A 24,768-nucleotide genomic window follows, 5' to 3' on the forward strand; every position below is an offset into this window, starting at 1 on the left:
GTTGGAATCTTATTCAAAATTAGGACGATGATTTAAAGTTTTACACTTAAGGAGAAACCGATAAATCTTGCTGAAGGATCTTGGAGATTATTATCATTACCATAATCTGGATCAAGTAATGGCATCTTTTTCCACATTAATGGATTATAGCTGTAAGCGGATACATGTATAGATTTTAAACTTGGTAGGTTAACCAGCTTGGCAAGATCATACCCAACAGAAACTCTTCTTAATTTGAAGAAAGAACGATCAAAAACGTTAGCGAATTTTTCACTTTCACCTTCAGTAACCCTTGCTTGGTAAGGGTATACCTGGCTCCAGGTTTGCCAGTTTACGGCAGTAGTGTTTTTTTTGTAGGTACGGGTATCTGTCAATACATTTCCGTTTACGTCTCTTTTCAACTCACCACCTGTAACAACAACTCCTTCAGGTATGTAAACAGATTTTCCTGCTGCATATTCAGCATCTCTAAATTCGACAGAATTGGGGTGCTTACCCCCCCACCACATTTTTTCTATTGTTACCGAGCGCATAATACCACCCCATGCACCATCAATATCAATATTTACATCAAAGCCTTTGATCTTAAACTTGTTCTGCAATCCTAAACGCCAGCTTGGGTCATTGTGACCAAGGTTTACCTGAAAGTTATCTCTTGTCGGCAAGCCAGTATTTGCATCAAGAATTACTTCTCCGGAAGCACTTTTTTGCCATACCGTATCATAAAAGCTATCTGCTCTATCGTTTAATAACAGGTTGCCAAATTTGGCCTCATTATCATAAATACCAACAAGTTTCTTTACTGATGTGCTCCAGTTTGCTGCAATATCCCACTTGAAATTCTTGTTTTTTGCAACATTGAAATTACCCATCACCTCAAAACCCTGGGTTTTGTAGCTGTTACCATTTACTTTACGGGAAGTAAAACCAGACGCTTCTGATGTACTTAAATCTATGATCTGGTTCTCATCCATCACGTTGTAATAGGTAAACTCTAACCCTATTCTTTTTACCAGCGAAGTCGATAGTCCGATTTCATAAGATGTTGATTGCTCTGGTTTAATATTTGGATTAATAATTCCTGAAGGATAACCCACTGAAGGGATAGAGCCATAGGTAACATCTTTACTGTAAGTGGAACTAATGCTATAAGGTGCAAGATCATTTGAAACCTTAGCCCATGAAGTATAAAGCTTCAGGTAATCCAATGCTTTTGGCAGTTGAATATAATCAGAAACTATAGTACTTAAAGAGGCAGATGGATAAAAATAAGATCTATTTTCTTTTGTTAAGGTTGAAGACCAATCATTTCTGCCCGTTACGTTCAAGTATACAGCACTAAATAAATCGAAGTTTGCTGACCCGTATACACTTCGGATAGATTTTTCTTCGACGTAATTTGTAGCATTTACGGGGCCTTGTGTATTGTTTAAGCTATACACATAAGGAACAATCAAGCCGTCACTTGAAGCGTATTCCTGTTGCACATTGCGGTTAAAGGTAGATGCCCCAGCATTTAAAGTGAAATTCAGGTCTTTTGATATTTCCTTATTGTAAGAAGCCAGAAAATCCAGATCCACATTCATTTGTGAATTGTTCCACATCTTATAATCACCATTTCTTGAATCGCCATAGTTCATATAAGATTTAGGACTTTTCATGTCTTCAAACGATTTGTTTTCACGTCCGGAAGCCCTTGCCTGCAAATTCAAACCAGGCATAACCTGCCAACTTAATTTTGTCTGTGCATTGACCACATTTCTCTTTTGCCCTTGCTCAAGTTCTTCAGAAGCAAAGTAAGGGTTATTGTACCATGCATAGTTGTAATTAGCCTGTCTGTAGCCTTCCAAGCCAGGAACATAGAGGTGATCTCTCAACTCCTGACCATTCACATCATCACCCATCCAAATTAAAATAGTGTACATGTGGTTTTTAGGTCCATAACCATAGCGAGGGTAATTTGGTGTGCTTACTTTATTATAAGAAAGGGAAGCTGTTAACTGCAGGTTTTTAGTTAGACTGAAAGAAGAGTTGAAATTTGCACCCCCAGTTGTTAAAGAAGTGTTTGGCACCTGACCACGTTGAAAAGAATATTTACCCGAAGCATAGAACTGTGCTTTGTCACCCTTATAAGCAACAGAAAAATCATTGTTCGTTACAATACCTGTTCTCAGAAAATCGTTTAGGTTGTCGTGTCTAACCCAATCTGTAGGAACTCTTTCATATTTAGCTTTATCGTCATAAACAGTTCCCTTAACATTTCCCCACCATGGGGTTACCTCCCCTGTTTGTTTATTTCTAATCGGACTATTCCACTGTGGGATTTTAACACCTGGCTCAAACTTAGGTCCCCAGATCATATCGCCATCTGAAACACCACCATCTTCGCCATCCCAGAATTCATATTTACCATTAGATCCGTTACCGTAAGCAGTCTGTGTTTCAGGAAACACGGTGAAACCTGCAGTAATCATGTTATTGGTACTGATATTGATTTCCAATCCATCCTTTTCTGCATTTTTCGTGGTGATTAAGATGGCTCCATTTTTACCTCTGGACCCATAGAGTGCAGAAGCGGTTGTACCTTTTAACACGTTAATATTGGCAATATTATCACCCGAAACGTCGAAGAAATCTGTTTCTACGGGAATTCCATCAATTACAATCAATGGATTTTTCCCTCTTAATGAAAAGGAAGGTGCCTGAAACATACCCGTAGGGTTGTTTACAGTAAGACCAGCAACCTGACCAGATAAGGCATTCCCGATATTCATGGTTTTTGACTCAGACAACACATCAAGTTTTACTTCCTGTGTGGCATAACCTAACTTTTTCTTTTGTTGTTTGATGCCTATTGCTGTTACTACTACTTCACCGAGTGTTCTGCTGTCTTCGAGCAAAATGATGTCAATTTGAGTTTTACCTGCAACAATTACGTTTTGTGAGATATAGCCTAAATAAGTGAAATGAAGTGTGGCCGTAGCAGGTGCCGAAATAGTGTACTTACCATCAAAATCGGTAACACTAGCCTTCGAGCTGTTAATTATGCTAACGCTTACGCCCGGAATCCCCATACCATTGGTGTCTTTTACAACACCCTTTAGGAGAATTTGTGCTATAGCCCCTTGAGTAATAAAAAGGAATATTAAGCTAAATAAAAGTAATGTTCTTTTCATATAGGTTTTTTGTTTTACAGCGCAAATGTAGATTTGTACTGTAAAATCTAACCCGAGATGGTATTAAGCTTTTGTTACTAATGAGAGGATTTTAATTGCTTTAGTTGATCATTTGTTTACAAAACCTTTTCCTTTTATACTACTCCAAATCCCATTTTATCCCCTCATTTACTTAAACGTGTTTCTCGCTACTTCAGCTCATTTTCTTTCTTCTTTCCTCTGGGTGATTAGAATATTCATATTGGACAACCTATTTTTGATGATGCTGATAATCTTCCAATAATTGGGATCAATACCTTGGTTTTAACCAGGAATTAGGGTCATAAAATGCATAATTGTTGGTTTTGTTTACTAATACGTCAGTTTTGTTAACTTCTTAAAACTCAATTTTACAGCGCAAAACACAAGTACATTAAAAGCGTATAAAACGTAAAGCAAACCCGTTCCGCGAAAATTCCCTTAATTTATTAGCACATTCAAAATGATTCACGCCAAGATACAAGAAGGACTAAAACATAGTAAACAAACAGCCCATAAAGACTGCAGGTATTGCAATTCTCCAGATATTGTGCGAATACCTAGAGGGAAATTCGTAAAAACTTTTCTTTCTTTTTTGCCCATAAAGCATTTTAAGTGTTATAAGTGTCTAAAAACACAATATAAAATACAAAGTTAATAGCTCCAAGTCTGTTTTTACAATAGCTTATTCACTTCAGTGCCGTAATGTTCTTTAAATAATTTACTGAAATAAGCAGGGGTATCAAAACCGGCGGCGTAAGCTATTTCGGCAACAGTTCGAAATTTACCACTTTCAATAGCTTCACGGGCAATCTGCAACCTGATGGTACGTATATATTTATTGGGCGTTAGACCAGTAATGGCTTTAATGCGGCGAAATAACTGCCTTTCACTGATAGACATGGTATAGCTTAATTCGGCAAGATTCAGTTCGGTTTTACCGCTGTTATATGCTCTTACATGGTTTTCAAGTTCCGAAAGCCACAACAAATCAGCTGGAGAATAAGGCAAAACCTCTTCCTCCTCAATTGAAACAGTAAACCTCAGTGCAGCATTTTTGATGAGGTTACTTACCCTTGCAATTAATTCGGCGCTTAGAAAAGGTTTAGTAATATAATCATCTACCCCAATATTAAGGGCCTTAAGTTTATTTCGGGTATCAGTAAGAGCGCTAAGCATAACTACCGGTATAGGGCAAAAAACACTATCTTTCTTTAAAGTTTCCAGCAAGGTAAAACCATCCATATCTGGCATCATCACATCAGAAATAATAAGACTAGGGGCTGGTGATATAGATTTTAGGATTTGTAATGCCTCTACGCCATTATAAGCAGTTAAGATGGTGTAAGAAGGTTGTAATATGGCTGCGATATAAGTGGCCATGTCGCGGTTGTCTTCCACCACTAATACGACTCTTTTTTCATCTAAATTTGTTTGCTCCAGATCTTGAACCTCTTCAACTTCCGTTACAATTTCTTTTTCACGTTGTTCAGAACCATTAAGCGGGATACTGACTTTAAAAACTACTCCTTCACCCCAGGTATTTTTGATGGTAATTTGCCCACCCATTAGCACTGTAAACTCATGCGTTATAGCCAGGCCAATTCCTGTGCCACCTGATAAAGGTTGCTCATTGCGCTCCCCTTGGTAATACCTATCAAAAACATGAGGTAAATCGTCAGGATGGATTCCGTTACCTGTATTGGCTACACTAAATTCAAATTGGTGAGAGTCGATAGCTGCGGCAACAGTAATTGAACCTGCATATGGCGTAAACTTTATGGCATTACCAATCAGATTGATGCTGATTTTTTCAAATTTCTCTTGATCAATTTGTACAAATAAAGACTCGTTGATATTACTTTCTAATTGATAACTTATCTTTTTATAAGCAGCAACCGACGAAAAGTCTTCATAGAGACCATTAACAAAGGGAGCCAGTTCTACCGGCTTAAACTTCGCCAATAATTTACCTGCTTCAAGTTTTCCCAAATCCAGCAGTTCATTTACAATGTTCAACAACTTTTTGCTGTTCCGCAATATGGCATGGAGATAATCTTTTCGTTGTTGCTCATTTTCAACCTGTTGGTTAATCAACTGATCTGCAGGACCAATGATCAATGTCAATGGTGTACGCAATTCATGACTTACATTGGCGAAAAAACGAGTTTTAAGTGCATCTAATCTTTCTAATTGAAGATGCTCTTGCAGCAACATATCGGCTTTTCTTTTCCTTCTGAGATTAAACACCCTATAAGCAGCAAATGATGAAATAGCTAGAATAACAGAGAGAATAATTATAAAATTACGTTGCTGCTCCAATAATTTAGTTTTACTAGTGGCTATAATCAGGCGTTTATCGTTAAGGTATTTTTTATCAAGTTCAGCGGCATCTTTAGCTTTATTGGCAGTCGAAATACTGTCGTTTAATTGTGTTGCCTTTTGTGAACTCATCAGCGCTTGCTCAAAATTTTTAACACCCACATAAGCTTCACTAAGACGTAAGTATATATTTTTTTGCAAGACCCTGCTGGTTTGGGCCTCAGGCTGTATGGCCAGGGCCTGTTCACCATATTTAATTGCCTCCCTAAATTGACCTTTCTGAATATAAAGGGTCATCAATTCATTAAGTACAGTTTTTTCGAGCGGCAAAAATTTCTCGCGACGTGATATTGCAATAGATTGCATTAATACACCTTCGGCTTTTACCAGTTGATCCTGTTTCAAATATAAGCGACCTAGATTACTTAAATAACGGGATTGGTCAAAATCAGTAAGCAAACGGAGGTATGGAGGAGCCAATATTATCTCCATATATTTAGAAGCCTTTACAAGGTTTGCCGTCGATTCCATATTTCTATGTGAATATAGATTGGAAAGTGTACTCAACGTAAAAATATACTGTACAGAATCCTTTAATATCAATGCCTCTTTTGATGCCCTCAAAGCATAAGGCAGGGCAGCTTGTGGGTTATTGATAGAACGATATAGATCTGCAATGCAGCCCATACTTCCTATACTTAACTTTTTCCAACCTCTAGCCTCTGTTTCGCGCAGTATTTTAAATGCAACATTTAATGCTTCAACATCTTGACCCTGTCTGCTAAGCATATAGGCCACCATAATTGATGATTTTGCATAAGTATTGGAATCAGTAATACTGCTCAGCTTTAATGCCTGACGGGCATATTTCAAAGCACTGATTTCATCACCTGCTTTATAAGCTACTGAAGATTGTTTGAGTAGTGACCTTGCCTCCAGCAGCGAATCCTTTTTATGCTGTGCCTTAGCACATTGCTGACAGACAAAAATCAGCAGGCAAATGGTCATTAGTTTTTGCAAATAAGCAAATGAAGAGTGTTTATATGGCGCCATAAATTATCTCGCAACTTACACTTAATCGATTTACATTTAGAGTTTTTTCTTTAAAATTATTACAATGCCAATAAAGAAAAGTATCAAGTAATTTAAAACTCAAGATAAGTGATAAGAACTGGCTTTATATTAAAAAAATAGCCGGTTATTTTTGAAAAGACCAGGCTACAAAGCGACTAATTTTTTGTCCTTGCGCCATCTCTACAGTTTTAACTTTTAACACACCCGCTCTTCTTAAAAAATAATTGACTGCCTCCAGGTTGGCACTTTTTGAAACCAGTGTGGTAAACCACTTCACCTGATCAGCCAAAGCCACACTTTCCTGGATCATGGTTTCAATCAACCCAACTTCACCACCTTTACACCATAATTCAATTCCTTGTCCCCCGAAGTTGAGTACTTTCTTCTGTTTACCCAGGTTATGAAGCTTTCTTTGAGAACCGGCTGCGGCTTCTTCAGCGGAAGCATGAAAAGGAGGGTTACACATGGTAATGTCGAAGGTTTCCCCTGGCTTTACGACGCCTAAAAATACCCTTTGTGGATCGTTTTGTAAACGGATGCTTACCGCATCTTTTAGGTTAGCATTAGCAGTTACAATATTTTTGGCTGCCTCCACAGCTCTTTTGTCTATTTCAGAACCAACAAAAGTCCAGCCGTATTCCTGGTGACCAATAATTGGATAAACACAATTAGCACCTACACCGACATCCAATATTTTAACAGCTTTCCCAGTAGGTATTTTACCTTCATTATCCTCAGCCAAAAGATCAGCAAGGTAATGGATATAATCTGCACGACCAGGAATTGGCGGGCAGAGGTAATTTTCAGGGATATCCCAATGTTCAATGTCATAATATTGCTTTAGCAAAGCTTTATTAAGCATTTTAACCGCAGCAGGATCAGAAAAATCTAGAGATTCATCTCCATAAGGATTTACGATCACAAAATTCCTCAGCGTTGGTAGCGTTTTAACCAAAAGCGCAAAATCATAACGGGAACGATGTTTATTCCTGTTATGTAAAAGTTTCTTCTGTTCTTTTGCGGAGGTATCCATGGATTGTGTGTTTGGTGTTACTATCTTTACCAGACAAAAGTAGGTGTTAAAAATGTTTTTTAAAGTAAAAATATAGGATATGTCTAGATTTATAAAAAGTTTTGGCTTTGCCCTGAATGGTATTGTATATGCCTTTAAAACACAACCTAACTTTAAATATCATTGTGCGTTAACCATTTTGGCCGTTACGCTTGGCTGGTATTACAGGCTGAACAACTCAGAATGGCTTTGGATAATGGTAGCTGTAGCCATGGTTTTAATTTCAGAATTACTCAACACTGCAATAGAAATATTGGTAGATCTGGTTTCCCCAACTTATAACAAAAAAGCAGGTCTTGTAAAAGATACGGCAGCGGCAGCAGTACTGATTGCTGCTATTATTGCGGCTGCAATTGGCCTTATTATTTTTGTCCCCAAATTCTTATAATGCTACATAAAACCAGAGGAATAGTTTTAAAAACCACCTTATATAGTGAGAGCAGTGTAATTGTTCAGGTATTTACAGAGAAATTCGGAATACAATCTTACGTGATCAATGGGGTTAAAAAACCGAAAGCAAAGATCAGCATGAATATGCTGCAACCATTGCACCTTGCCGATATGGTGGTGTATCATAAAATCAGCACAAATTTACAACGGGTATCAGAATTGAAACCATCCCCTATTTTCAGAAGCATCCCTTATGATATAGTAAAAAGTTCGATCGTGATATTTTTAAATGAGGTATTGTATAAAAGTATCCGTCAAGAGCATACAGATGAAAATTTATTTAGCTTTATTTTCAACGCAGTGTCTTGGTTTGATGCCACAGAAACTGCGGATGCAAATTTCCATTTAGCCTTCTTGTTGAAACTTTCCCGCTTTTTAGGCTTTGCGCCCAATATGGAAAGTAAAAATGACCAGAACTATTTTGATTTGCAGGAAGGAGAATTCAAGTCAACACCGCCTATACATCCGCATTATATTGCTAAAGCAGATGCAGTTTTGTTTATTTCCTTATTTACTACGCCATTTGAAAGAATTTATGAAATAAAATTGAGCAACTCGACAAGGAGGGCACTATTGGATAAGATATTGATTTTCTACACTTTACACACAGCATCTTTTGGGGAAATTCGTTCTCATCAAATTTTAGAGGATGTATTATCGTAATTTTTTATAAAAGTTTTGGAATTTTGACTTAGAGATGTATATTTGCACTCCCTGAACAGGGAAATAGAGGCCAACTATTTTTACTAAAATGGCAAGAACCTTGGGGAGATTAGCTCAGCTGGTTCAGAGCACCTGCCTTACAAGCAGGGGGTCACTGGTTCGAACCCAGTATCTCCCACCAAAAACCACCAGGATTGGAGGTTATTCTAAACTCAATAGTTTGCCAGCTATTGTTTCTTTATAAAACGGCAAGAACCTTAGGGAGATTAGCTCAGCTGGTTCAGAGCACCTGCCTTACAAGCAGGGGGTCACTGGTTCGAACCCAGTATCTCCCACCTCAAACACAAAAGGAAAAGCCCTGTAAATGACATCATTTACAGGGCTTTTCCTTTTTGACACCAATTATTTATCCCTCAAACAAAGATTTCCAAATCAAATCATAAACCTCGGTCGCTTCTATATTTTTAGCATTTGTTTTTTTATCCGTAATTAAAACAGGATAAAAAGCTGGAGGAACATTGATACTCCCATGAGAACCTTTGATTAAAGTTGCATCCAGCGGAATCACATCCATTACATAACGAAAACCTGCCTTTTTTCTCAACAACTTGTATGCAGCACGAGATTTAGAAGACATAAACATCTCCACTGGGTCAAAACCAGGTTTTTTATGAATATCTACACACCTTGCATAATCTGGTGCCTTAGCATCATCAAGCCAAAAATAATACGTGAACCAGCTTTCCGGTTCCGCAACCAAAACAAAGTCCCCTGCCCGTTCATGAGCAATCCCATGTGTCTTTTTACCCTCATCATCTAAGATTAAAGCAATACCAGGTACACTTTCAAGTATCTTTTTTACTTGAGGAATAACAGCAGGATCATTGATATAGACATGAGCCAACTGATGGTCGGCCACAACAAAAGCTTTTGAAGCTCCGGCATCTAATAATTCCAATCCACGTTCCATACGGATCTGCAGCAAACCATTTGCTCTCAAAATCCTGTTTAAATGAATCGGGTTATTTACCGGAACAATACCATATTCTGAAAGAATAATGACATTGGCATCTTTCTTTTTAAAAAAATCAACAAGCTCTTTTACAACAGCATCTATTTGATTTAAATCTTCAGCAATTTTATCAAAATCTGGTCCGAACTTTTGGAGACAATAATCCAGGTGAGGCAGATAAATTAAGGTTAGCGTAGGGTCATGCTTTTCATCGGTAAGCATAGCAGCATCGGCAATCCATTTCGTAGATTTGATATTTGCCCCTGGCCCCCAGAACTGAAATAAAGGAAAGATACCCAGTTTATCCTGCAACATATCGCGCAGTTCAGCAGGTTTAGAGTAGCAATCTGGAAGTTTCCTGCCATCCGCTAAATAATTTGGCCTTGGTGTTACCGCATAATCTGCACTGGAATACATGTTATACCACCAGAACATATTTGAACAGGTAAAGTTAGCATCCTCTTTTTTAGCCTTATCCCATATCTTTTCAGCTAATACCAGCTTGTTCGATTGTTTCCAGAACTTTATTTCAGCATCTATTTTATCGTACCAGCCATTGCCAACTACCCCATGTGTAGAAGGCAGCTTTCCAGTTAAATAAGTAGACTGTACAGCCGTTGTTACTGCAGGTAGTGACGGCGCTATAGAACAAAGATTATTACTTTTTATATAATTTTCAAGAAAAGGAGTATGCTTTCCAATTAAATTGGAAGATAATCCAACAACATCAATTACTACAGTTTTTTTCATCATTCTAACTCTATTTTTAAGGGTGATGAAGCTATCTTAAATAACTTCTTTGATTACCCAATTCAATTCATTGATAATTGATTGAGTGATTGGTAATTTTAACTGTTCCGGTAAAACTCCCCAAGTATAAGTTTCAACCTCCAAGTGGTTCGTAAATGGCGTGTTTTTTTGAATCTCTAAAACTTTCAAAATATCATCTTGTGTAGATTGTAAAAGTCCAATTTCTTTAACCGATATTGGAATATGGAAATGAGCTCTCCACTGTTCTACTGCTTTGTTATTAAAATCCTCCAGCGCCTGTGGCAAATCCGGATAACGCAATAATTGCCCATCTTTTTTTGCCGCTACCACCTGGTGTAAATAGGTAGGTTCATTAAAGGTTTCAAAACTTGATTTTATCTTTTCTCTTTCTTCGGCCGACCTGTTTAAATTAGCTTTTAAAGCAGCGCTGATTTGAATTTTGCCCACTTTAAGTCCTTTTTTGGCAAGCTCTGTTAACACATACTCATGAACTTCATAACCAACAGCAAAATGACAAACATCATAACATAAACAAAGATGTTTTTTGATCGCATTTTCAGCTTCAGCAGCGGAAATGTTAAACGACTTCACAAATTCGGGTATTCCAATAACCAGCAACTCATTTTCAAACCAATCTATGTATTCTCTACCGGTTTCTATGATTCCGTCTGGTTCTGGCTCTAAATCAAGGTGCATTAATTTACCTGTTTGCTGATAAATAATGTTTAGCTCCTTAATTACCTCAATGATATGGCGGGTAGAAGTGTACTTTGCCTGATTTAAAGCTTCTGCTGTTTTAAACCAATGCCTGTAGCTTAATGGAGAAGTAGAAATACCTCCGTCCATCCCCTCAGGCAACAACGATTCCAGAATCTTAAACAACCTGATGGTGTAATCCCTACGGTCGGTGGTTGTCCAATCTGGTGTATGCACATCCGCTTTAACTACTGTATGGTGGAAATCTCCATAAGGAAAACCATTTATAGTAAAAACATAAGCATCATTCTCCTGAAGCCACTGTTTAAACTTTGTCAAAGTAGCAGCATCAAGAAGCTCCAGGCTTGCGGCATGAGAAAGCCTTAAGCCAATTCCAAAAGATTGAACTGGTGCCACGGCCTTCTTTATTACCGGAAAATTTTGCTTTAAAATATCAAAATCTTCTGTCCAGTTTTTTCCAGAATGAATGTTTGTACAATAGGTTAAATGGCCTGAATTAGTTTTCATTTAGGTGTTGGTTTTTAAACGTTCCTTTAATTTCATAAAATCCGAAACATACTTACTTGCTTCCATCAGCAAGTGATGATCCATCTGGTTAACTTCACGACCTTTGCCGAGATCTGTTAACATGGTAATCGTTAATTTACCGCCAAGATGTTCCTGAAACTCCGTTAATCCTTTCAAGAGAGGCGATTGTAAGTCATTTATTTGAATTAGGGGATTTGTCAAATTGAAAAATTGCTTCAGTAGCTTTAAGATACGCTGCAGCTTTCCTTCTGTTAATAAGCCAGATAAAAAAGAATAGGAGCTGTCTAATGCAATCCCCATCGCTACAGCCTCGCCATGCGTAATTTTGAAATCACTCAGCTGTTCTAATTTATGTGCACTCCAATGTCCAAAATCTAATGGCCTTGAAGAGCCTGCTTCAAAAGGATCATCCCCTGCAATATGCTCCAAATGAAGTTGAGCACAACGTTTAATCAAGTAATCCATGCTTTCCGTTGCCCTGTTCACCAACTGAAACGCATGATTTTCAATCCAGCAAAAGAAATCAAAATCCTTGATCAGCGCCACTTTTATGGCTTCAGAAATCCCTGAGTTATAATCCCTGTCGCTTAAAGTTAACAAAAACTGATTATCATTAAATACCGCTGCAGGTGGTGCGAAGGTGCCCAGGAAGTTTTTCTTACCCTGAAAATTCACACCATTTTTAACCCCAACCCCTGAATCATTTTGTGAAAGGACAGTAGTTGGAATGCGAATGTGTTTAATACCCCTGTGTGCAACCGCAGCAGCATAGCCAACCAAGTCTAATACCGCACCTCCACCAATTGCAGCAATGTAGGAATGCCTGTCTATCCCATAGACATTCACCGCTTCAATGAGTTGTTCGAAAAGCTTGGTATCGTTTTTTGCAGTTTCACCTCCTGGCACAATGATGATGTCTTGAATCAATTTAACAGCTGTATGCAAATTAAAATAAGCTTTAATAGCATTTTGAAGGTCTGGATGTGCAGCTGCAACGCCCTGATCCAAAACAAACAGTATTTTTGGTAATACTGCTGCAGGTTTCTCTTTAAAGAAGTCCGACAGCAGAAGGTTTCCCTTATTAAAAAGTGATTCCGTAAAAAATATTTTATAATTAAACTTTACACTAAAAGATTGTTCTAAATGACTCATAATTTCAAATTCGTGACTAAGTAACCGCGAAGGTTTTACTTAACCATAGTGATAACGGTAACAACATTGCAATTATTAAAGCGACTTCCCAAGCGCCAAAGGCAGTAGCCCAGGCTGCATTCATCAAAATCAGTGCTATAACACCGGCTTTTACCGCTTTGCCTATGTTCTTACCCACCGGGTTAATAAAAGCTTTTATTAAGGGACGAAAAATCATCCAGGCAAAAGGCAGTACAAACACTAATGTTAGTATGAAATTGTTTTTTATATATGAAAAATACAGTAGGCTATTGATTACCACCAGGTAAAGTAACGAAGCAAAGTAGAGTGTTTTTTTACTCCCTCCATGCACTTCACCACGACTAATCATGGTTATCGACGCGATATAAATAATCGGTATAATGGCCAAAAACCACCACGATTGAATTTGTGGAGCCAAAATACTTATGCCCAAAAGCAGATTTAAACCTCTGCACAGCCCCATGTTTAAAGGCCCTAATATAAAATGGTGTTTCATCCATTTGTTATAGGTTAAACAAGCAACTACTATTAACAAGGAGATAGCTAAAGAAACAGGGTTTATTAAACCTGCCGCAATCACTCCGACGGCAAAAAAGGCAGCCCCAAATACAACCGCTTCTTTAACCGTAATCAATCCGCTGGGAATGGATCTTTCAGGGCGTTCAACTTTATCCAGCGCGGCATCAAAAACATCATTAAAAATAATTCCGCCACCATACAAGCCAATTGTTGAAATACAAAGCAGTAGAACGGGCAAGTAACTTTCAGCACCTAAAAAATAACCGGAAATGGCAATGCCAGCAAGCACATCAGCAACAGAAGTAACCACATTTGCTGGGCGCATGAGGCGGATATAACCTAATATTTTTTCCATCAAAATATATTGGTTAAGAAATAATGATTGAATTCTTATCTATCCTTGGCTGCTGTCCGCCACGTAAAATTGAATTGCTTTCAAATTTCTGTCCCTGGTCAACGGGCGTTACCTTCATAAAATCACTTTCATTAATTTGACCGCTTTGTGCGAAAGCCGTAATTGCATTACGGTAAGTTACCAATTCAATATCAGGCAAACTTATTCCTGATTTTTTCATTAAAGCAGCAGATTTAGGCACAGCAAGCGGGTCACTAATCCCCCAGTCGGCGGCAGAATTGATCATGATCCGTTCTGACCCATATTGTTTAACCACCTCTACCATGCGTTCATTTCCCATTTTAGTAAACGGATAAATGGTAAATGCAGCCCAAAAACCTCTGTCAAGAACTTCCTTCACTGTTTCTTCATTATTATGGTCTACAATAACACTAGAAGGTGAAAGGCCATGTTCTATCGCAATATCCATACTGCGTTGCGTTCCTTTTTTCTTGTCCCTATGAGGGGTGTGAATTTGAACCGGTAATCCAGCTTCTTTAGCAAGGTCTAATTGCAGTCGAAAATACTTTTCTTCTGCCGGGGTTTGATCATCAAATCCAATTTCACCAATGCCAACAACTCCCTCTTTATAAATATAACGTTGAAGTATTTCCATCACCTGCTCGGCCAATTTTTCATTATTGGCTTCGCGGGAGTTTAAACCAATGGTACAATAATGTTTGATGCCAAATTGCGAAGACCTGAATCTTTCCCAACCGATCAGGCTGCTGTAATAATCAACAAAACTATCTACTCCTGTTCGGGGTTGACCAAGCCAGAAAGCAGGCTCTATTAATGCAACAATCCCTGCATCGGCCATAGCCTGGTAATCATCAGTAGTTCGAGCAGTCATGTGTACGTGCGGATCAAAAAACTTCATCCCACTAATCTCACTCAGATCAAGATTGGTATGAACCTTTGTACCCTCATTTCTTTCATTCAAATTATCATTACAGCACATATTTAGCTATTTATATTTTTGTTAACCAATTTATAAATTTCAGTATTGACGGAACGATGGGCCGCCAATCGCTCCTGAATATAATCATTTAAGGTATCCGACAATGCAAGATTTGCCCTTTCTTGCAATCCAACAACATTGTTACTGTCTTTTTCAGTAAAAAAAGCTTTTAAAACCATTTGGTTCCATGCCGCTTCGGAAAGGTAGTGTGCCGGATAAGGGTTATGGTACATAATGGCTTCCAATATTGTACCTATATTACTGCGGATTCCTTCTTCACATTTGGAAATCCATTCTTCGGCATCATAAAAAACAGGCAATGCCGAGTAAAGTGCAACTAATTCATTCATTTCTGCTGTTGCAAAAAGGTATTTTAGTTTTTCTATATAATTATCTTTGTTTTGATAGGGTATTTGCATTAAAATCCACACCCGACAGAGCCTTTCTATTGACCAATCTTTTAAAGCATATCCTGGTAAAAGCGCATTTATTTGCGCAGACTCTTCTGCTTGGAGTTCAAGAACTTCTTTAGCAGCAAACCTTGATATTTGAGCAAAAGTAAGACTTAGTTGGCTTGAATTTTCTTCCGATTTAATCAAATTTATTTTACTCTCCAGCCATAAAAGAGCTTCCTTATTCAGGTTTCGCGCAATCATCCGAAAAAACAGTTGATCAAGCGCTTGTATTTCTTTAGTATCTATTAAAGTCATGAATTTAATTATTAAGCCACAAAATAGTTAATTGCAAGTGCCCCACTTATAATTAGTAGCCCAAAGAACTCTCTGGTCTTCTCAATATAAGGTTTTGTAGCCTGCATACTTTCCACTAAGCTGGGTTTCCCATATATTTTAATCCAATCCATCACGCCATCTTTTACAAAAAACAAAATTCCGGCATAAATAAGATAAAAGAAGATCACAATTAAAGATAATGTTGGATAAAAAATATTAAATACAGCCAACCCGCAGAAACCAGCAGCCACTAAATAGATAGGTATCCATAGCCAGGAATCATTATCATTTAAATTTACATAGGCGAATAAAATGAACGAAATACAGAAAAGGGAATTCAAAATACTAATCAGCATACTTATAAGGTTTAAATTTAAAGAATTATACCATTACTAAATACAATCGAATGCATGCCATTAACTCGTAATTCTAAATAAAGCGCATCAATTGATAAAACAAATTTAAAAACTTTAGCGAACAACACCCCATCTGTAAGGCACTAATTTCTTCTCAACCTCCATACGTGCTTTTAGCTTCCTATAGAAATCTTCGATTTTAAATTTTATGATTATATTTACCCACGAAATATACAATTTCCAATAACCTCGGGGTGCCATACTTAAGGCTGAGAATAAACCCGTAGAACCTTGACCGGATAATGCCGGTTAGGAAAGGTAAGCAACTGGTTTTCCAACTTACCTTATTTAATTTAGGCCAGCTTAAGTCTGACTTAACGTTTTAATATGCTCCTGTATCAAATCAGGAATTAAAGTTATGATGAAAAAAATATGGATTTAAAAGATTGGTACTTTACCTTTAACCAGCAGATTGCTCAAACCACCATGATCGAATGGCTTGCTGTTGGCTTTGGTGTTTCAGAAGTTTTTTTAGCTAAAAAAAACAACATCTGGCTTTACCCTATCGGCATTATTGCCATCTTGCTTTCCATGTATTTATTGGTGAATGTGCGCCTTTATGCCGAAACTTTACTGAATATTTATTATTTGGTAATGAGTGTCTATGGCTGGATGGCATGGCAAAAACGCGGTTCCATTAAAATGGTAGAGGTAAGCTGGACCAGTAAAAAGGAAATGAAAATCGCTATCCTTATTTCTAGTGTAGGCTTTGTTATACTTTACCTGGTGTTGAGACATTATACAGATTCTGATGTGCCTTTCTGGGATGCCTTTATAGCCTCCACTGCCTGGGCAGGCATGTGGCTGCTCGCCAGACGCAAAATTGAAAACTGGATTTTTCTTAACATCTCTAATCTCTTCGCTATCCCATTACTGATCCACAAAAAGCTGCCCATGTTTGCCGTATTAACCGCCATCCTGTTTATTGTGGCCATTTTTGGATTCCTGGAATGGAAGCACATCCTTAAAAAAAAACAGTTGGAACTTTCGATTTAAATTATGCAAAATATTTTAAGCAGCACCCTTAAAGAAAGCATTCGTGCCTATGCTGCTCCATCAGAAGAGTTGGGAGAACTACATCCCGGATTGTTAAAACTCGCCTATGATAATGATTGGTTTAAACTTTTTGTGCCAGAAATTTATGGCGGACCAGGATTAATGTTACCTGAAATTCTACGTTTGGAGGAAGCTTTAGCAGCCGAAGATGGAAGTTTAGGGTGGACCGTTACTCTTTGCAGCGGTGCAGGATGGTTTGCTGGTTTTTTGGATCCCGAACTTGCTAAAACTGTCTTTTCTGATAGAAAGGTCTGTTTTGCTGGCAGTGGTGCTGTGGGGGGAATTGCCGTAAAAACTGGCGAGAGCTACCTTATTAATGGCACCTGGAATTATGCCAGTGGAGCTGCACATGCAACGGTATTTACTGCAAATTGTATCTTACAGGATGTGGATGGACTTGAAATTTTGGACGAACAGGGCAATGCACAGGTGAAATCTTTTATCCTGAAAAGAGAGGAGGTTGATATTATTTCGGGATGGTCATATTTCGGACTTGTAGCAACTGGCAGTCATGCTTTTAAAGTGGCGGCGTTAAAAGTACCATTAAACAGGACCTTTGAAATTAATAAAGACATCAAGGTAGAAAAACTTGGTTTTGATTATCCTTTTTTACAGCTTGCAGAAACTACCTTAGCGGTCAACAGTTTGGGGATGGCGCAACATTTTATCAGGCTTGCAAATAGGTCTTTTAAGCTGCGTTCTGGTCAGAAGAGATACACCGACAGTCAAAAGGTCTTTTTCGAAAAAGAATTGTTGCGCTGTAATCAGGAACTTCAAAAGTTAAGGAATGAATTTTATCATGTTTTTGATCAATCCTGGCATCAGTTAATGGAAAATGGATTTATTGCTGCCCCACAGCTTTTAGCGGTTAGCGAGATTAGCCGAAAGCTTGCCCACAGCTCTCGAAGAGCGGCTGATGATTTATTCCCCTATTGTGGATTGGAAGCTGCTAAAAAAGAAACGGAGATCAATAGGGTTTGGAGAGATATTCATACAGCTAGTCAGCATTCCTTATTAACATTTGAGTGAAAAATAAACCATAGCACTTTGCCACAGCCCTAGACAATATAATTTTTATCTATTTTGTTTTCTAAACTTATCAGGAGTTACGCCGACATTCTTTTTAAAGAATTTCACGAAATAAGACTGATCGTTAAATGCCAGCTTATCTGAAATAGCAGCAACAGAAAGTTCCATATTAATCAGCAGGCGTTTGGCTTCCAGAATTACACGATTCCTAATCAATTGCCCTGCAGAAATGCCTAAATGGTTATTTGTTGCTGCATTAAGGTGATTTGGCGTTATGTGTAAAAGTTCTGCATATTGCTTTGGAAATCTATACGCTATAAAATGGGTTTCAATTAGCTTCTTAAAGCTATATAATAGGGTTTGATTATAAGAAAGCTGATGTACAGGATGTTTTAAGTTTAACACTCTTGCAACCTGGATAAAAATTTTCAGCATTAAAATACGGACCATATCTTCACTATAGAGATCAGTATTTTCACCCTCTTTCAGAATATCCTCAAAGAGCTCATTAATCTTACCCCATGAATCTTCTGGCAATACGCATATTGCACCAGATGACAGTTCAGCAAAAAAAATAAAGTTATGTAAATACAAGGGGTCAAATAAAAATGAATTGAAATGCGCTTCAGAAAAATTAATAAGGTAACCATCAACTTCGTCAGTAAAAGACCAGCTATGAACTTGTCCTGGTGTCATAAAATAAATGAGTCCGGGTAAAACCGGATATTGTTTAAAATCTATGGTTTGTGTTCCACTACCTTTCGTAAAATACACCATGTGGTAGAAAGAATGACGATGGGCAGAATGGAAGTGCTGGTATTTCTTAGCGTAATGCCCAAACCTGCTAACTATGATAGCCTCATTTTTGTAAGCGCCAAAGGTATTGATATCATAAACCGGAATGCCTTTTTTCATATCCAAAGATAGGCGATAGCTGCCTCAAAAACCATGGCCAAGGCTTTAATTATAGAATTACATTTTTGTTTAACAACAGATACCTGGCAAATAGCTCAATTAAACCAAGCTGAACTTTACACTATTATTGGCAGGTCTTTGCCAGGGCCTTGGTAGGTCTCTTGATTGCGTTAAGGACCTACCAACCACCTACCAAGGCCCTATCAATGACCTGCCAAATAAATCAGGACTATAACTTTTTCCAACAGCTGGATACTAGCATAAGCATTTCATGAAATCAGACCAAAGGAGACATAACCTTAGTATGATATACAAAAAAAAAGCCGCCATCTATAGGAATTAATTAAAAATTTAATAAAACTAACATTTATTTTGTTTTTTAACAATAATTATATTAATATTGAATATGAAAATATAATTTACATGTTAATTATTTTAATCTAAAAAAGCCATTTTTTAGACCATTATCTCCTACCATAACTTATTAATTCATGACAAAATGCTCTTTAATTCAATTAACTTTACCCTGTTTTTACCTGTTGTTTTTGCACTCTACTGGTTTGTTTTCAAAAACAACCTTAAACTGCAGAATATATTATTATTAGGTTCAAGTTACTTCTTTTACGCTTGCTGGGATTGGCGTTTTCTTTTCCTATTGGTTTTCTCCACTTTATTGGATTATTGTACGGGGATAAAAATAGCTGCAGCAACAAAACCACGGTGGAGAAAATTCTGGTTTTGGCTGAGCATATCCATAAACCTAGGTTTTCTTGGGGTATTTAAATATTTTAACTTCTTCTCTGCCTCCTTTGCTGAAGCGATAGCAAACCTTGGCTTACAAGTAAATCCGTGGACATTAAATGTGATTTTACCAATTGGTATTTCTTTTTATACTTTCCATGGACTATCTTATGTGATAGACATCTTTAAAGAAAAAATAAAACCGGAAAGAAACTTTGTTGATTACTCGGTTTTTGTAAGTTTTTTTCCCCTATTGGTAGCTGGGCCTATTGAAAGGGCAACACATCTTTTGCCACAAATTAAAACCAAAAGGACTTTTGAATACTCGAAAGCCGTTGATGGATTAAGGCAAATTTTATGGGGGTTGTTTAAAAAGATTGTAATCGCCGACAACTGCGCCTATTTTGCGAACACTATTTTCAACGACACGACAGATCAGTCGGGCAGCACACTTATATTAGGAGCCTTATTCTTTACATTTCAAATTTATGGTGATTTCTCTGGCTACTCTGATATCGCCTTGGGTACGGCACGTCTCTTTGGTATTGAATTATTAAAAAACTTCTCCTTTCCTTATTTCTCCAGAGATATAGCAGAGTTTTGGAGGCGCTGGCACATCTCCCTTTCCAGTTGGTTTAGAGATTATGTCTATATTCCCCTTGGTGGCAGTAAAGGTGGAACCTGGATGAAAGTCAGGAATACTTTTATTATTTTTATATTGAGTGGTTTCTGGCATGGTGCAAACTGGACTTTTATTATCTGGGGATTTTTAAATGCACTATATATCATGCCATCCATTTTGTTAAACACAAATAGAAATAATTTAACTATTGTAGCAAAGGGAAAATTATTTCCTTCCCTCAAGGATTTTGCACAAATCGTAATCACCTTCAGCTTAACAGTATTTGCATGGATATTTTTTAGGGCAAAAGATGTGCATCATGCATTTGATTATATCGCTGGTATATTTTCAGCCTCTGTGTTTTCCATACCCGTTCTTCCGGAATCTGGATTTATTATTTTATTCCTTGTATTCGTTTTCCTAACTATAGAATGGCTCGGAAGAGAAGGTAATTTCGCCATCAGTAAAATCACCATATTTCCTACTTCTTTTAGCTGGGCTGTTTACTTTGGCTTAATCCTGATGTTATTTATCTTCCAGGGAAAAGAACAAGCATTCATTTACTTTCAATTTTAACAAATGAAAAACTTTCTATTAAAGCTACTCACTTTTACCTTTTTTATTACGCTGTCTGGAGAGCTCATTATAAGGGTTTTAAAATTAACCCCAGACATACCACATCTCTATGTAGATCAAACCGGAATACAACGCTATGTTCCTGGGCAAAAAGGATATTTCTCGAAAGCAAACGAACAATGGGAAGTTAATAATTATGGTTGGCTTGGTGTAGCAGATGTCAAAAGTGACTCTATTATTTCCATCATTGGAGATTCCTATATCGAAAATATGATGAATCCGATCTCCTGCAATCAAGGCAGCATTCTTAAATCGTATTTTAAAGATTACGGTTTTTTTGAGGCTGGCAGATCTGGGGTTACTTTTATTGAGGCCATGCAAATCACCAAACTACTGGATTCAACCATCAAACCCAAAATGCATTTGATTTATGTGGCTGCAGATGATTTTTCTGAAAGTAATGCAACTTTCAGGTTTAAGGATAGAATGCAGCTTAACCTAATCAGTAATACTATTGTAAACGGTGAATTAAAGGCTCCCGGACTAAAAAAAATACTCTACAACTGTAAAGTACTGTATTATTTATACTTAAGGTTTCCTTTATTTGTGAGCGAAAAAAATAAAGAGTCACACACTGAAGCTGCAAAAAAAGTCAAAACAATAGATGTTAAAAGTTTAAAAAGTATCTTGAGCTACTGCCAAAAGAATTACGACCTAAGTAAAATCGTTCTGGTATTTCATCCAGATACGCCGAAAGAAATAGATTCTTTAGCAAGAGAATATGGGTTTAAGACAATAGAGCTGAATACAACAGGAGATAAAAAAAGCTGGGCTGTGAGCAGTGTTGATGGGCATTGGTCCTGTTATGGGCACCATGAAGTTGCTAAGCAAATAAGGGCCTACCTCGCCACTTACATAAACAGAAATAAATCAAAAATTGCTTTAAACTAAAGAGGCCTATGACTTTGGTCATAGGCCTCCTGTTATTTAATAATAATCTACTCTTGAGCAGCCTCCTCGTTTATAAAGTTCTCGGCCACCTGGGTTAAAGCTGCATCAGTTGCTTTTTCATTTTCCAATGTTTGATTTAATAATTCTTCCACATCGGTGTGACCCATGTTTTCTGCAAATGCCCTTAGCGTACCGTAAGTTGCAATTTCATAGTGCTCCACCTTTTGTGCAGCTAAAATTAAGCCTGCATCTCTAACTAAGGTGCCAGCATTAGTATCTTCGATTATACTTTCTGCCTCAGCAAGCAGGCCTTCCATGGCTTCGCATTTTTTAGCAATTGCCTTTTCACCCAACAGTTCAAACACCTGCTCTAAGGTATAAATATGACCTTGAGTTTCTTCAGTATGTTTCTCAAAAGCAGCAATAAGCTCTGGACTTGTGGCTGCTTTCTTCATTTTTGGTAACGCTTTCACCAAATGTTTCTCGGCCCAATAAACATCTTTCAACTCGTCAATGAAGAACTTATGAAATTCCGAATGTTCCATCTTACCCGTTTTACCGCTAGGTTTTGCAGCTCCTTTAGTCGTTTTTGTTGACATTGATTTTGTGTCACTCATTTTTGTTGTAGTTGCCATAATGATTTACTTTATAGGTTACTAAAATTTTATATATAACTTATTGAAATAAAGAATGTTTGTCATATTTTAAAAAAAGTTTAGCTTCATTTTTTAAAAATAATGCACACCACTTAAGCCATAAAACACAGAATATTTACTTTTTATATTACAGGAATTAATAAAAAACATTAGGTTTACGTTAATTTTGCAATTCGGTTTCTTTATTTACTGTAGAATTATTAAAAACGTAATATGATTATTGTTCCTAAAACACGTGGTTTTATCTGCCTTACTTCGCATCCAAAAGGATGTGAACAAAATGTAAAAAATCAGATTGACTACGTAAAATCGAAAGGTCTTATAGAAGGACCCAAAAAAGTATTGATTATTGGTGCTTCCACAGGATTTGGTTTGGCATCAAGAATTACCAGTGCATTTGGGTCAAACGCTGCCACAATAGGCGTGTTTTTCGAAAAACCTGCTGCCCCGGGCAAACCTGGTTCTGCAGGTTGGTATAACACTGCAGCTTTTGAACAACAAGCACAAAAAGCCGGCTTATATGCAAAAAGCATTAACGGTGATGCTTTTTCAAAAGAAATTAAACAAAAAACGCTCGACTTGATCAAAGCCGATCTTGGACAAATAGATTTAGTTATTTATAGCTTAGCTTCCCCAAGAAGAACACATCCGGAAACTGGCATCACTTACAATTCGGTATTGAAACCAATAGGCCAAAACTTCACTAATAAAACAGTGGATTTCCATACCGGAAATGTCTCAGAAATTTCAATTGACCCAGCTAATGCAGATGAAGTGGAAAATACCGTAATGGTAATGGGTGGTGAAGATTGGGAGATGTGGATAGATGCATTGAAAGCTGAAAACCTTTTAGCAGCAGGCGCAACAACAATAGCCTATTCTTATATAGGCCCATCACTTACGGAAGCTGTATACCGTAAAGGCACCATCGGACGTGCAAAAGATCATTTAGAAGCAACAGCCATTAGCTTGGCAGAGAAATTGAAAGAAATTGATGGAAGGGCCTACATTTCGGTTAACAAAGCTTTGGTTACCCAAGCCAGCTCTGCTATCCCAGTTATTCCTTTATATATTTCATTGCTTTATAAGGTGATGAAGGAAAAAGGTATCCATGAAGGGTGTATTGAACAAATACAACGCTTATTCCAGGATCGTTTATATAATGAAGGGGAACTTACATTAGATGAAAAAGGAAGAATCAGAATTGATGATCTGGAAATGAGAGCAGATGTACAAGAAAAAGTTGCGGAGTTATGGGCTCAAGCTACAACAGAAACCTTGCCTACTCTAGGAGACTTAAAGGGTTACCGAACAGATTTCTTTAATTTATTTGGATTTGAGGTACCAGGAGTAGATTATAATACCGACGTAAATGAAATAGTAACCCTACCCGGATTGTTGGATTAAATTATTTTTTTTAATTTATACTAATATTCAAATAATTATATTTACATTTGCCATTCAATTTTTTAATAACAATACAATGCAAGAAGGAATAGTAAAATTTTTTAATGAGTCTAAAGGTTTTGGTTTTATCGTGCCAGCAAATGGTGGTGCAGAAATCTTTGTTCACTCAAGTGGCCTATTAGGCGAAATCCGTGAAAACGATAAAGTTTCTTATAATGAAGAACAAGGTCGTAAAGGGTTAAATGCAGTAAATGTTCAAGTAATCTAAAGTTCCTTATTACATATATTGTAAAAACCGCCCTCCTCAAAAAGGGCGGTTTTTTCTATTACAAGCTTTTTTTTTAAACTTCTTTATCTTCTATTACCTCCTCATCAGGGTCGAGCTGCACCTCTCCTTCCTTATCTTCCTTTGCGAAGAACAGGGGATACAATAATAACAGAGCTCCAACCATGAATAGAAAACCTGCTACTTCCAAGGCATAAACACTGGAACTCATTTTACGCGTGCCCATCCACTGATAAACACCTAGTGCAATTACACCTAAAATCAGGACTATAACCGCCTTTTGCAGTTTAAGTTTTTTTATCATCTGGTAGATTGTTTATTTTTTTTCTTTTTTATAAAACTTATAACAACAAAAATCAATCCAATTACCTCTAGCAACATACTTGCAATAATTAAAGCGATGGCCGAAGCGATGTTAGTATCCTTTATTAGCAGGGCTGCCGGCATAAAAACTACCGCAGCAACCATACATATCATCCCAATTTTCAGGTGTTTAGTCATAAAACAAATTAACCACAAAGCTACCATTTCC

22 protein-coding genes, 2 tRNA genes and 1 riboswitch are annotated in these 24,768 nt (G+C 37.3%); of the genes, 10 read left to right on the top strand and 14 right to left on the bottom strand.

What is annotated here, in order from left to right; translation table 11 throughout:
* Positions 1-32: 32 nt before the first annotated feature.
* The 3 genes from AAKU52_RS05445 to rlmF form a co-directional block, all read right to left on the bottom strand.
* On the bottom strand, positions 33-3,176 hold the full coding sequence (locus tag AAKU52_RS05445; protein WP_354331069.1) for a SusC/RagA family TonB-linked outer membrane protein: 3,144 nt from the start codon (positions 3,174-3,176) through the stop codon (positions 33-35).
* 693 nt (positions 3,177-3,869) lie between these two features.
* A complete protein-coding gene (locus AAKU52_RS05450) occupies positions 3,870-6,569 on the bottom strand; it encodes a response regulator (RefSeq protein WP_354331071.1) in 2,700 nt (899 codons plus the stop codon).
* A 145-nt stretch (positions 6,570-6,714) separates the two neighbouring features.
* Positions 6,715-7,623 (bottom strand): 23S rRNA (adenine(1618)-N(6))-methyltransferase RlmF, encoded by a 909-nt coding sequence (rlmF, locus tag AAKU52_RS05455; RefSeq protein WP_354331073.1) that lies wholly within the window; start codon positions 7,621-7,623, stop codon positions 6,715-6,717.
* Between the two features lie 79 nt (positions 7,624-7,702).
* On the opposite strand from rlmF, the gene AAKU52_RS05460 reads away from it, so the two are divergent.
* From AAKU52_RS05460 to AAKU52_RS05475, 4 genes are all read left to right on the top strand, one after another.
* Positions 7,703-8,050, top strand: a complete 348-nt coding sequence (locus tag AAKU52_RS05460; protein ID WP_354331075.1) for a diacylglycerol kinase family protein — start codon at positions 7,703-7,705, stop codon at positions 8,048-8,050.
* Entirely contained in the window at positions 8,050-8,775 is a 726-nt protein-coding gene (gene recO / locus AAKU52_RS05465; RefSeq protein WP_354331077.1) for a DNA repair protein RecO, read from the top strand. The genes AAKU52_RS05460 and recO overlap by 1 nt, the downstream gene beginning before the upstream one ends.
* A 103-nt stretch (positions 8,776-8,878) precedes the next feature.
* Positions 8,879-8,956 (top strand) — tRNA-Val (locus tag AAKU52_RS05470).
* A 79-nt stretch (positions 8,957-9,035) separates the two neighbouring features.
* Positions 9,036-9,110 (top strand) — tRNA-Val (locus AAKU52_RS05475).
* 71 nt (positions 9,111-9,181) lie between these two features.
* On the opposite strand, the gene AAKU52_RS05480 is transcribed toward AAKU52_RS05475, so the two are convergent.
* The 7 genes from AAKU52_RS05480 to AAKU52_RS05510 are packed head-to-tail and all read right to left on the bottom strand — an operon-like array spanning position 9,182 to position 15,937.
* Positions 9,182-10,540: an alkaline phosphatase family protein gene (locus AAKU52_RS05480; protein WP_354331079.1), complete on the bottom strand. Its 1,359-nt coding sequence runs from the start codon at positions 10,538-10,540 to the stop codon at positions 9,182-9,184.
* A gap of 33 nt (positions 10,541-10,573) precedes the next feature.
* Positions 10,574-11,782 (bottom strand): metabolite traffic protein EboE, encoded by a 1,209-nt coding sequence (gene eboE / locus AAKU52_RS05485; protein ID WP_354331081.1) that lies wholly within the window; start codon positions 11,780-11,782, stop codon positions 10,574-10,576.
* Entirely contained in the window at positions 11,783-12,955 is a 1,173-nt protein-coding gene (locus AAKU52_RS05490) for a 3-dehydroquinate synthase (RefSeq protein WP_354331083.1), read from the bottom strand.
* Between the two features lie 16 nt (positions 12,956-12,971).
* On the bottom strand, positions 12,972-13,850 hold the full coding sequence (gene eboC, locus AAKU52_RS05495; protein WP_354331085.1) for a UbiA-like protein EboC: 879 nt from the start codon (positions 13,848-13,850) through the stop codon (positions 12,972-12,974).
* Between the two features lie 13 nt (positions 13,851-13,863).
* On the bottom strand, positions 13,864-14,850 hold the full coding sequence (locus AAKU52_RS05500; protein WP_354331086.1) for a TatD family hydrolase: 987 nt from the start codon (positions 14,848-14,850) through the stop codon (positions 13,864-13,866).
* Between the two features lie 2 nt (positions 14,851-14,852).
* The gene (locus AAKU52_RS05505; protein ID WP_354331088.1) at positions 14,853-15,560 is read right to left on the bottom strand and encodes an EboA domain-containing protein; all 708 of its coding nucleotides are present in this window, start codon (positions 15,558-15,560) and stop codon (positions 14,853-14,855) included.
* An 11-nt stretch (positions 15,561-15,571) separates the two neighbouring features.
* The gene (locus tag AAKU52_RS05510; RefSeq protein WP_354331090.1) at positions 15,572-15,937 is read right to left on the bottom strand and encodes a transmembrane 220 family protein; all 366 of its coding nucleotides are present in this window, start codon (positions 15,935-15,937) and stop codon (positions 15,572-15,574) included.
* A 240-nt stretch (positions 15,938-16,177) separates the two neighbouring features.
* A riboswitch (TPP riboswitch) is annotated at positions 16,178-16,270 on the top strand.
* A 99-nt stretch (positions 16,271-16,369) separates the two neighbouring features.
* On the opposite strand from AAKU52_RS05510, the gene pnuC reads away from it, so the two are divergent.
* A complete protein-coding gene (pnuC, locus tag AAKU52_RS05515; RefSeq protein WP_354331093.1) occupies positions 16,370-16,993 on the top strand; it encodes a nicotinamide riboside transporter PnuC in 624 nt (207 codons plus the stop codon).
* Between the two features lie 3 nt (positions 16,994-16,996).
* Entirely contained in the window at positions 16,997-18,082 is a 1,086-nt protein-coding gene (locus AAKU52_RS05520; RefSeq protein ID WP_354331095.1) for an acyl-CoA dehydrogenase family protein, read from the top strand.
* Positions 18,083-18,127: 45 nt separating this feature from the next.
* Here the strand turns inward: AAKU52_RS05520 and AAKU52_RS05525 are convergent, their stop codons facing one another.
* Positions 18,128-18,997, bottom strand: coding sequence for a helix-turn-helix domain-containing protein (locus AAKU52_RS05525; RefSeq protein ID WP_354331097.1), 870 nt, complete (start codon positions 18,995-18,997; stop codon positions 18,128-18,130).
* Between the two features lie 499 nt (positions 18,998-19,496).
* On the opposite strand from AAKU52_RS05525, the gene AAKU52_RS05530 reads away from it, so the two are divergent.
* Together AAKU52_RS05530 and AAKU52_RS05535 are read left to right on the top strand one after the other, a co-directional pair.
* Entirely contained in the window at positions 19,497-20,936 is a 1,440-nt protein-coding gene (locus tag AAKU52_RS05530; protein WP_354331099.1) for an MBOAT family O-acyltransferase, read from the top strand.
* A 3-nt stretch (positions 20,937-20,939) separates the two neighbouring features.
* Entirely contained in the window at positions 20,940-21,887 is a 948-nt protein-coding gene (locus AAKU52_RS05535; protein WP_354331100.1) for a hypothetical protein, read from the top strand.
* A 47-nt stretch (positions 21,888-21,934) separates the two neighbouring features.
* Here the strand turns inward: AAKU52_RS05535 and AAKU52_RS05540 are convergent, their stop codons facing one another.
* Complete coding sequence (locus AAKU52_RS05540; protein WP_502931017.1) at positions 21,935-22,522, bottom strand: YciE/YciF ferroxidase family protein; 588 nt, start codon at positions 22,520-22,522, stop codon at positions 21,935-21,937.
* Positions 22,523-22,756: 234 nt separating this feature from the next.
* On the opposite strand from AAKU52_RS05540, the gene fabV reads away from it, so the two are divergent.
* Complete coding sequence (gene fabV, locus AAKU52_RS05545) at positions 22,757-23,950, top strand: enoyl-ACP reductase FabV (protein ID WP_354331101.1); 1,194 nt, start codon at positions 22,757-22,759, stop codon at positions 23,948-23,950.
* 76 nt (positions 23,951-24,026) lie between these two features.
* Positions 24,027-24,218 (top strand): cold-shock protein, encoded by a 192-nt coding sequence (locus AAKU52_RS05550; protein ID WP_354331103.1) that lies wholly within the window; start codon positions 24,027-24,029, stop codon positions 24,216-24,218.
* 73 nt (positions 24,219-24,291) lie between these two features.
* On the opposite strand, the gene AAKU52_RS05555 is transcribed toward AAKU52_RS05550, so the two are convergent.
* Together AAKU52_RS05555 and AAKU52_RS05560 are read right to left on the bottom strand one after the other, a co-directional pair.
* On the bottom strand, positions 24,292-24,540 hold the full coding sequence (locus AAKU52_RS05555) for an isoleucyl-tRNA synthetase (protein WP_354331105.1): 249 nt from the start codon (positions 24,538-24,540) through the stop codon (positions 24,292-24,294).
* Entirely contained in the window at positions 24,537-24,737 is a 201-nt protein-coding gene (locus AAKU52_RS05560) for a hypothetical protein (RefSeq protein WP_354331107.1), read from the bottom strand. Before AAKU52_RS05560 ends, AAKU52_RS05555 begins: the two co-directional genes overlap by 4 nt.
* Positions 24,738-24,768: the final 31 nt, after the last annotated feature.

Source organism: Pedobacter sp. CG_S7, assembly GCF_040544395.1.
GTDB lineage: Bacteria > Bacteroidota > Bacteroidia > Sphingobacteriales > Sphingobacteriaceae > Pedobacter.

Bases quoted from the DNA above. Each gene is read 5' to 3' on its own strand.
- rlmF (WP_354331073.1), bottom strand. From the start codon at position 7,623: ATGGATACCTCCGCAAAAGAACAGAAGAAACTTTTACATAACAGGAAT.
- AAKU52_RS05490 (WP_354331083.1), bottom strand. From the start codon at position 12,955: ATGAGTCATTTAGAACAATCTTTTAGTGTAAAGTTTAATTATAAAATA.
- AAKU52_RS05445 (WP_354331069.1), bottom strand. From the start codon at position 3,176: ATGAAAAGAACATTACTTTTATTTAGCTTAATATTCCTTTTTATTACT.
- AAKU52_RS05505 (WP_354331088.1), bottom strand. From the start codon at position 15,560: ATGACTTTAATAGATACTAAAGAAATACAAGCGCTTGATCAACTGTTT.
- recO (WP_354331077.1), top strand. From the start codon at position 8,050: ATGCTACATAAAACCAGAGGAATAGTTTTAAAAACCACCTTATATAGT.
- AAKU52_RS05480 (WP_354331079.1), bottom strand. From the start codon at position 10,540: ATGATGAAAAAAACTGTAGTAATTGATGTTGTTGGATTATCTTCCAAT.
- AAKU52_RS05500 (WP_354331086.1), bottom strand. From the start codon at position 14,850: ATGTGCTGTAATGATAATTTGAATGAAAGAAATGAGGGTACAAAGGTT.
- AAKU52_RS05460 (WP_354331075.1), top strand. From the start codon at position 7,703: ATGTCTAGATTTATAAAAAGTTTTGGCTTTGCCCTGAATGGTATTGTA.
- AAKU52_RS05555 (WP_354331105.1), bottom strand. From the start codon at position 24,540: ATGATAAAAAAACTTAAACTGCAAAAGGCGGTTATAGTCCTGATTTTA.
- AAKU52_RS05520 (WP_354331095.1), top strand. From the start codon at position 16,997: ATGCAAAATATTTTAAGCAGCACCCTTAAAGAAAGCATTCGTGCCTAT.
- fabV (WP_354331101.1), top strand. From the start codon at position 22,757: ATGATTATTGTTCCTAAAACACGTGGTTTTATCTGCCTTACTTCGCAT.
- AAKU52_RS05560 (WP_354331107.1), bottom strand. From the start codon at position 24,737: ATGACTAAACACCTGAAAATTGGGATGATATGTATGGTTGCTGCGGTA.
- AAKU52_RS05550 (WP_354331103.1), top strand. From the start codon at position 24,027: ATGCAAGAAGGAATAGTAAAATTTTTTAATGAGTCTAAAGGTTTTGGT.
- AAKU52_RS05535 (WP_354331100.1), top strand. From the start codon at position 20,940: ATGAAAAACTTTCTATTAAAGCTACTCACTTTTACCTTTTTTATTACG.
- eboE (WP_354331081.1), bottom strand. From the start codon at position 11,782: ATGAAAACTAATTCAGGCCATTTAACCTATTGTACAAACATTCATTCT.
- AAKU52_RS05540 (WP_502931017.1), bottom strand. From the start codon at position 22,522: ATGGCAACTACAACAAAAATGAGTGACACAAAATCAATGTCAACAAAA.
- AAKU52_RS05510 (WP_354331090.1), bottom strand. From the start codon at position 15,937: ATGCTGATTAGTATTTTGAATTCCCTTTTCTGTATTTCGTTCATTTTA.
- pnuC (WP_354331093.1), top strand. From the start codon at position 16,370: ATGGATTTAAAAGATTGGTACTTTACCTTTAACCAGCAGATTGCTCAA.
- AAKU52_RS05530 (WP_354331099.1), top strand. From the start codon at position 19,497: ATGCTCTTTAATTCAATTAACTTTACCCTGTTTTTACCTGTTGTTTTT.
- eboC (WP_354331085.1), bottom strand. From the start codon at position 13,850: ATGGAAAAAATATTAGGTTATATCCGCCTCATGCGCCCAGCAAATGTG.
- AAKU52_RS05450 (WP_354331071.1), bottom strand. From the start codon at position 6,569: ATGGCGCCATATAAACACTCTTCATTTGCTTATTTGCAAAAACTAATG.
- AAKU52_RS05525 (WP_354331097.1), bottom strand. From the start codon at position 18,997: ATGAAAAAAGGCATTCCGGTTTATGATATCAATACCTTTGGCGCTTAC.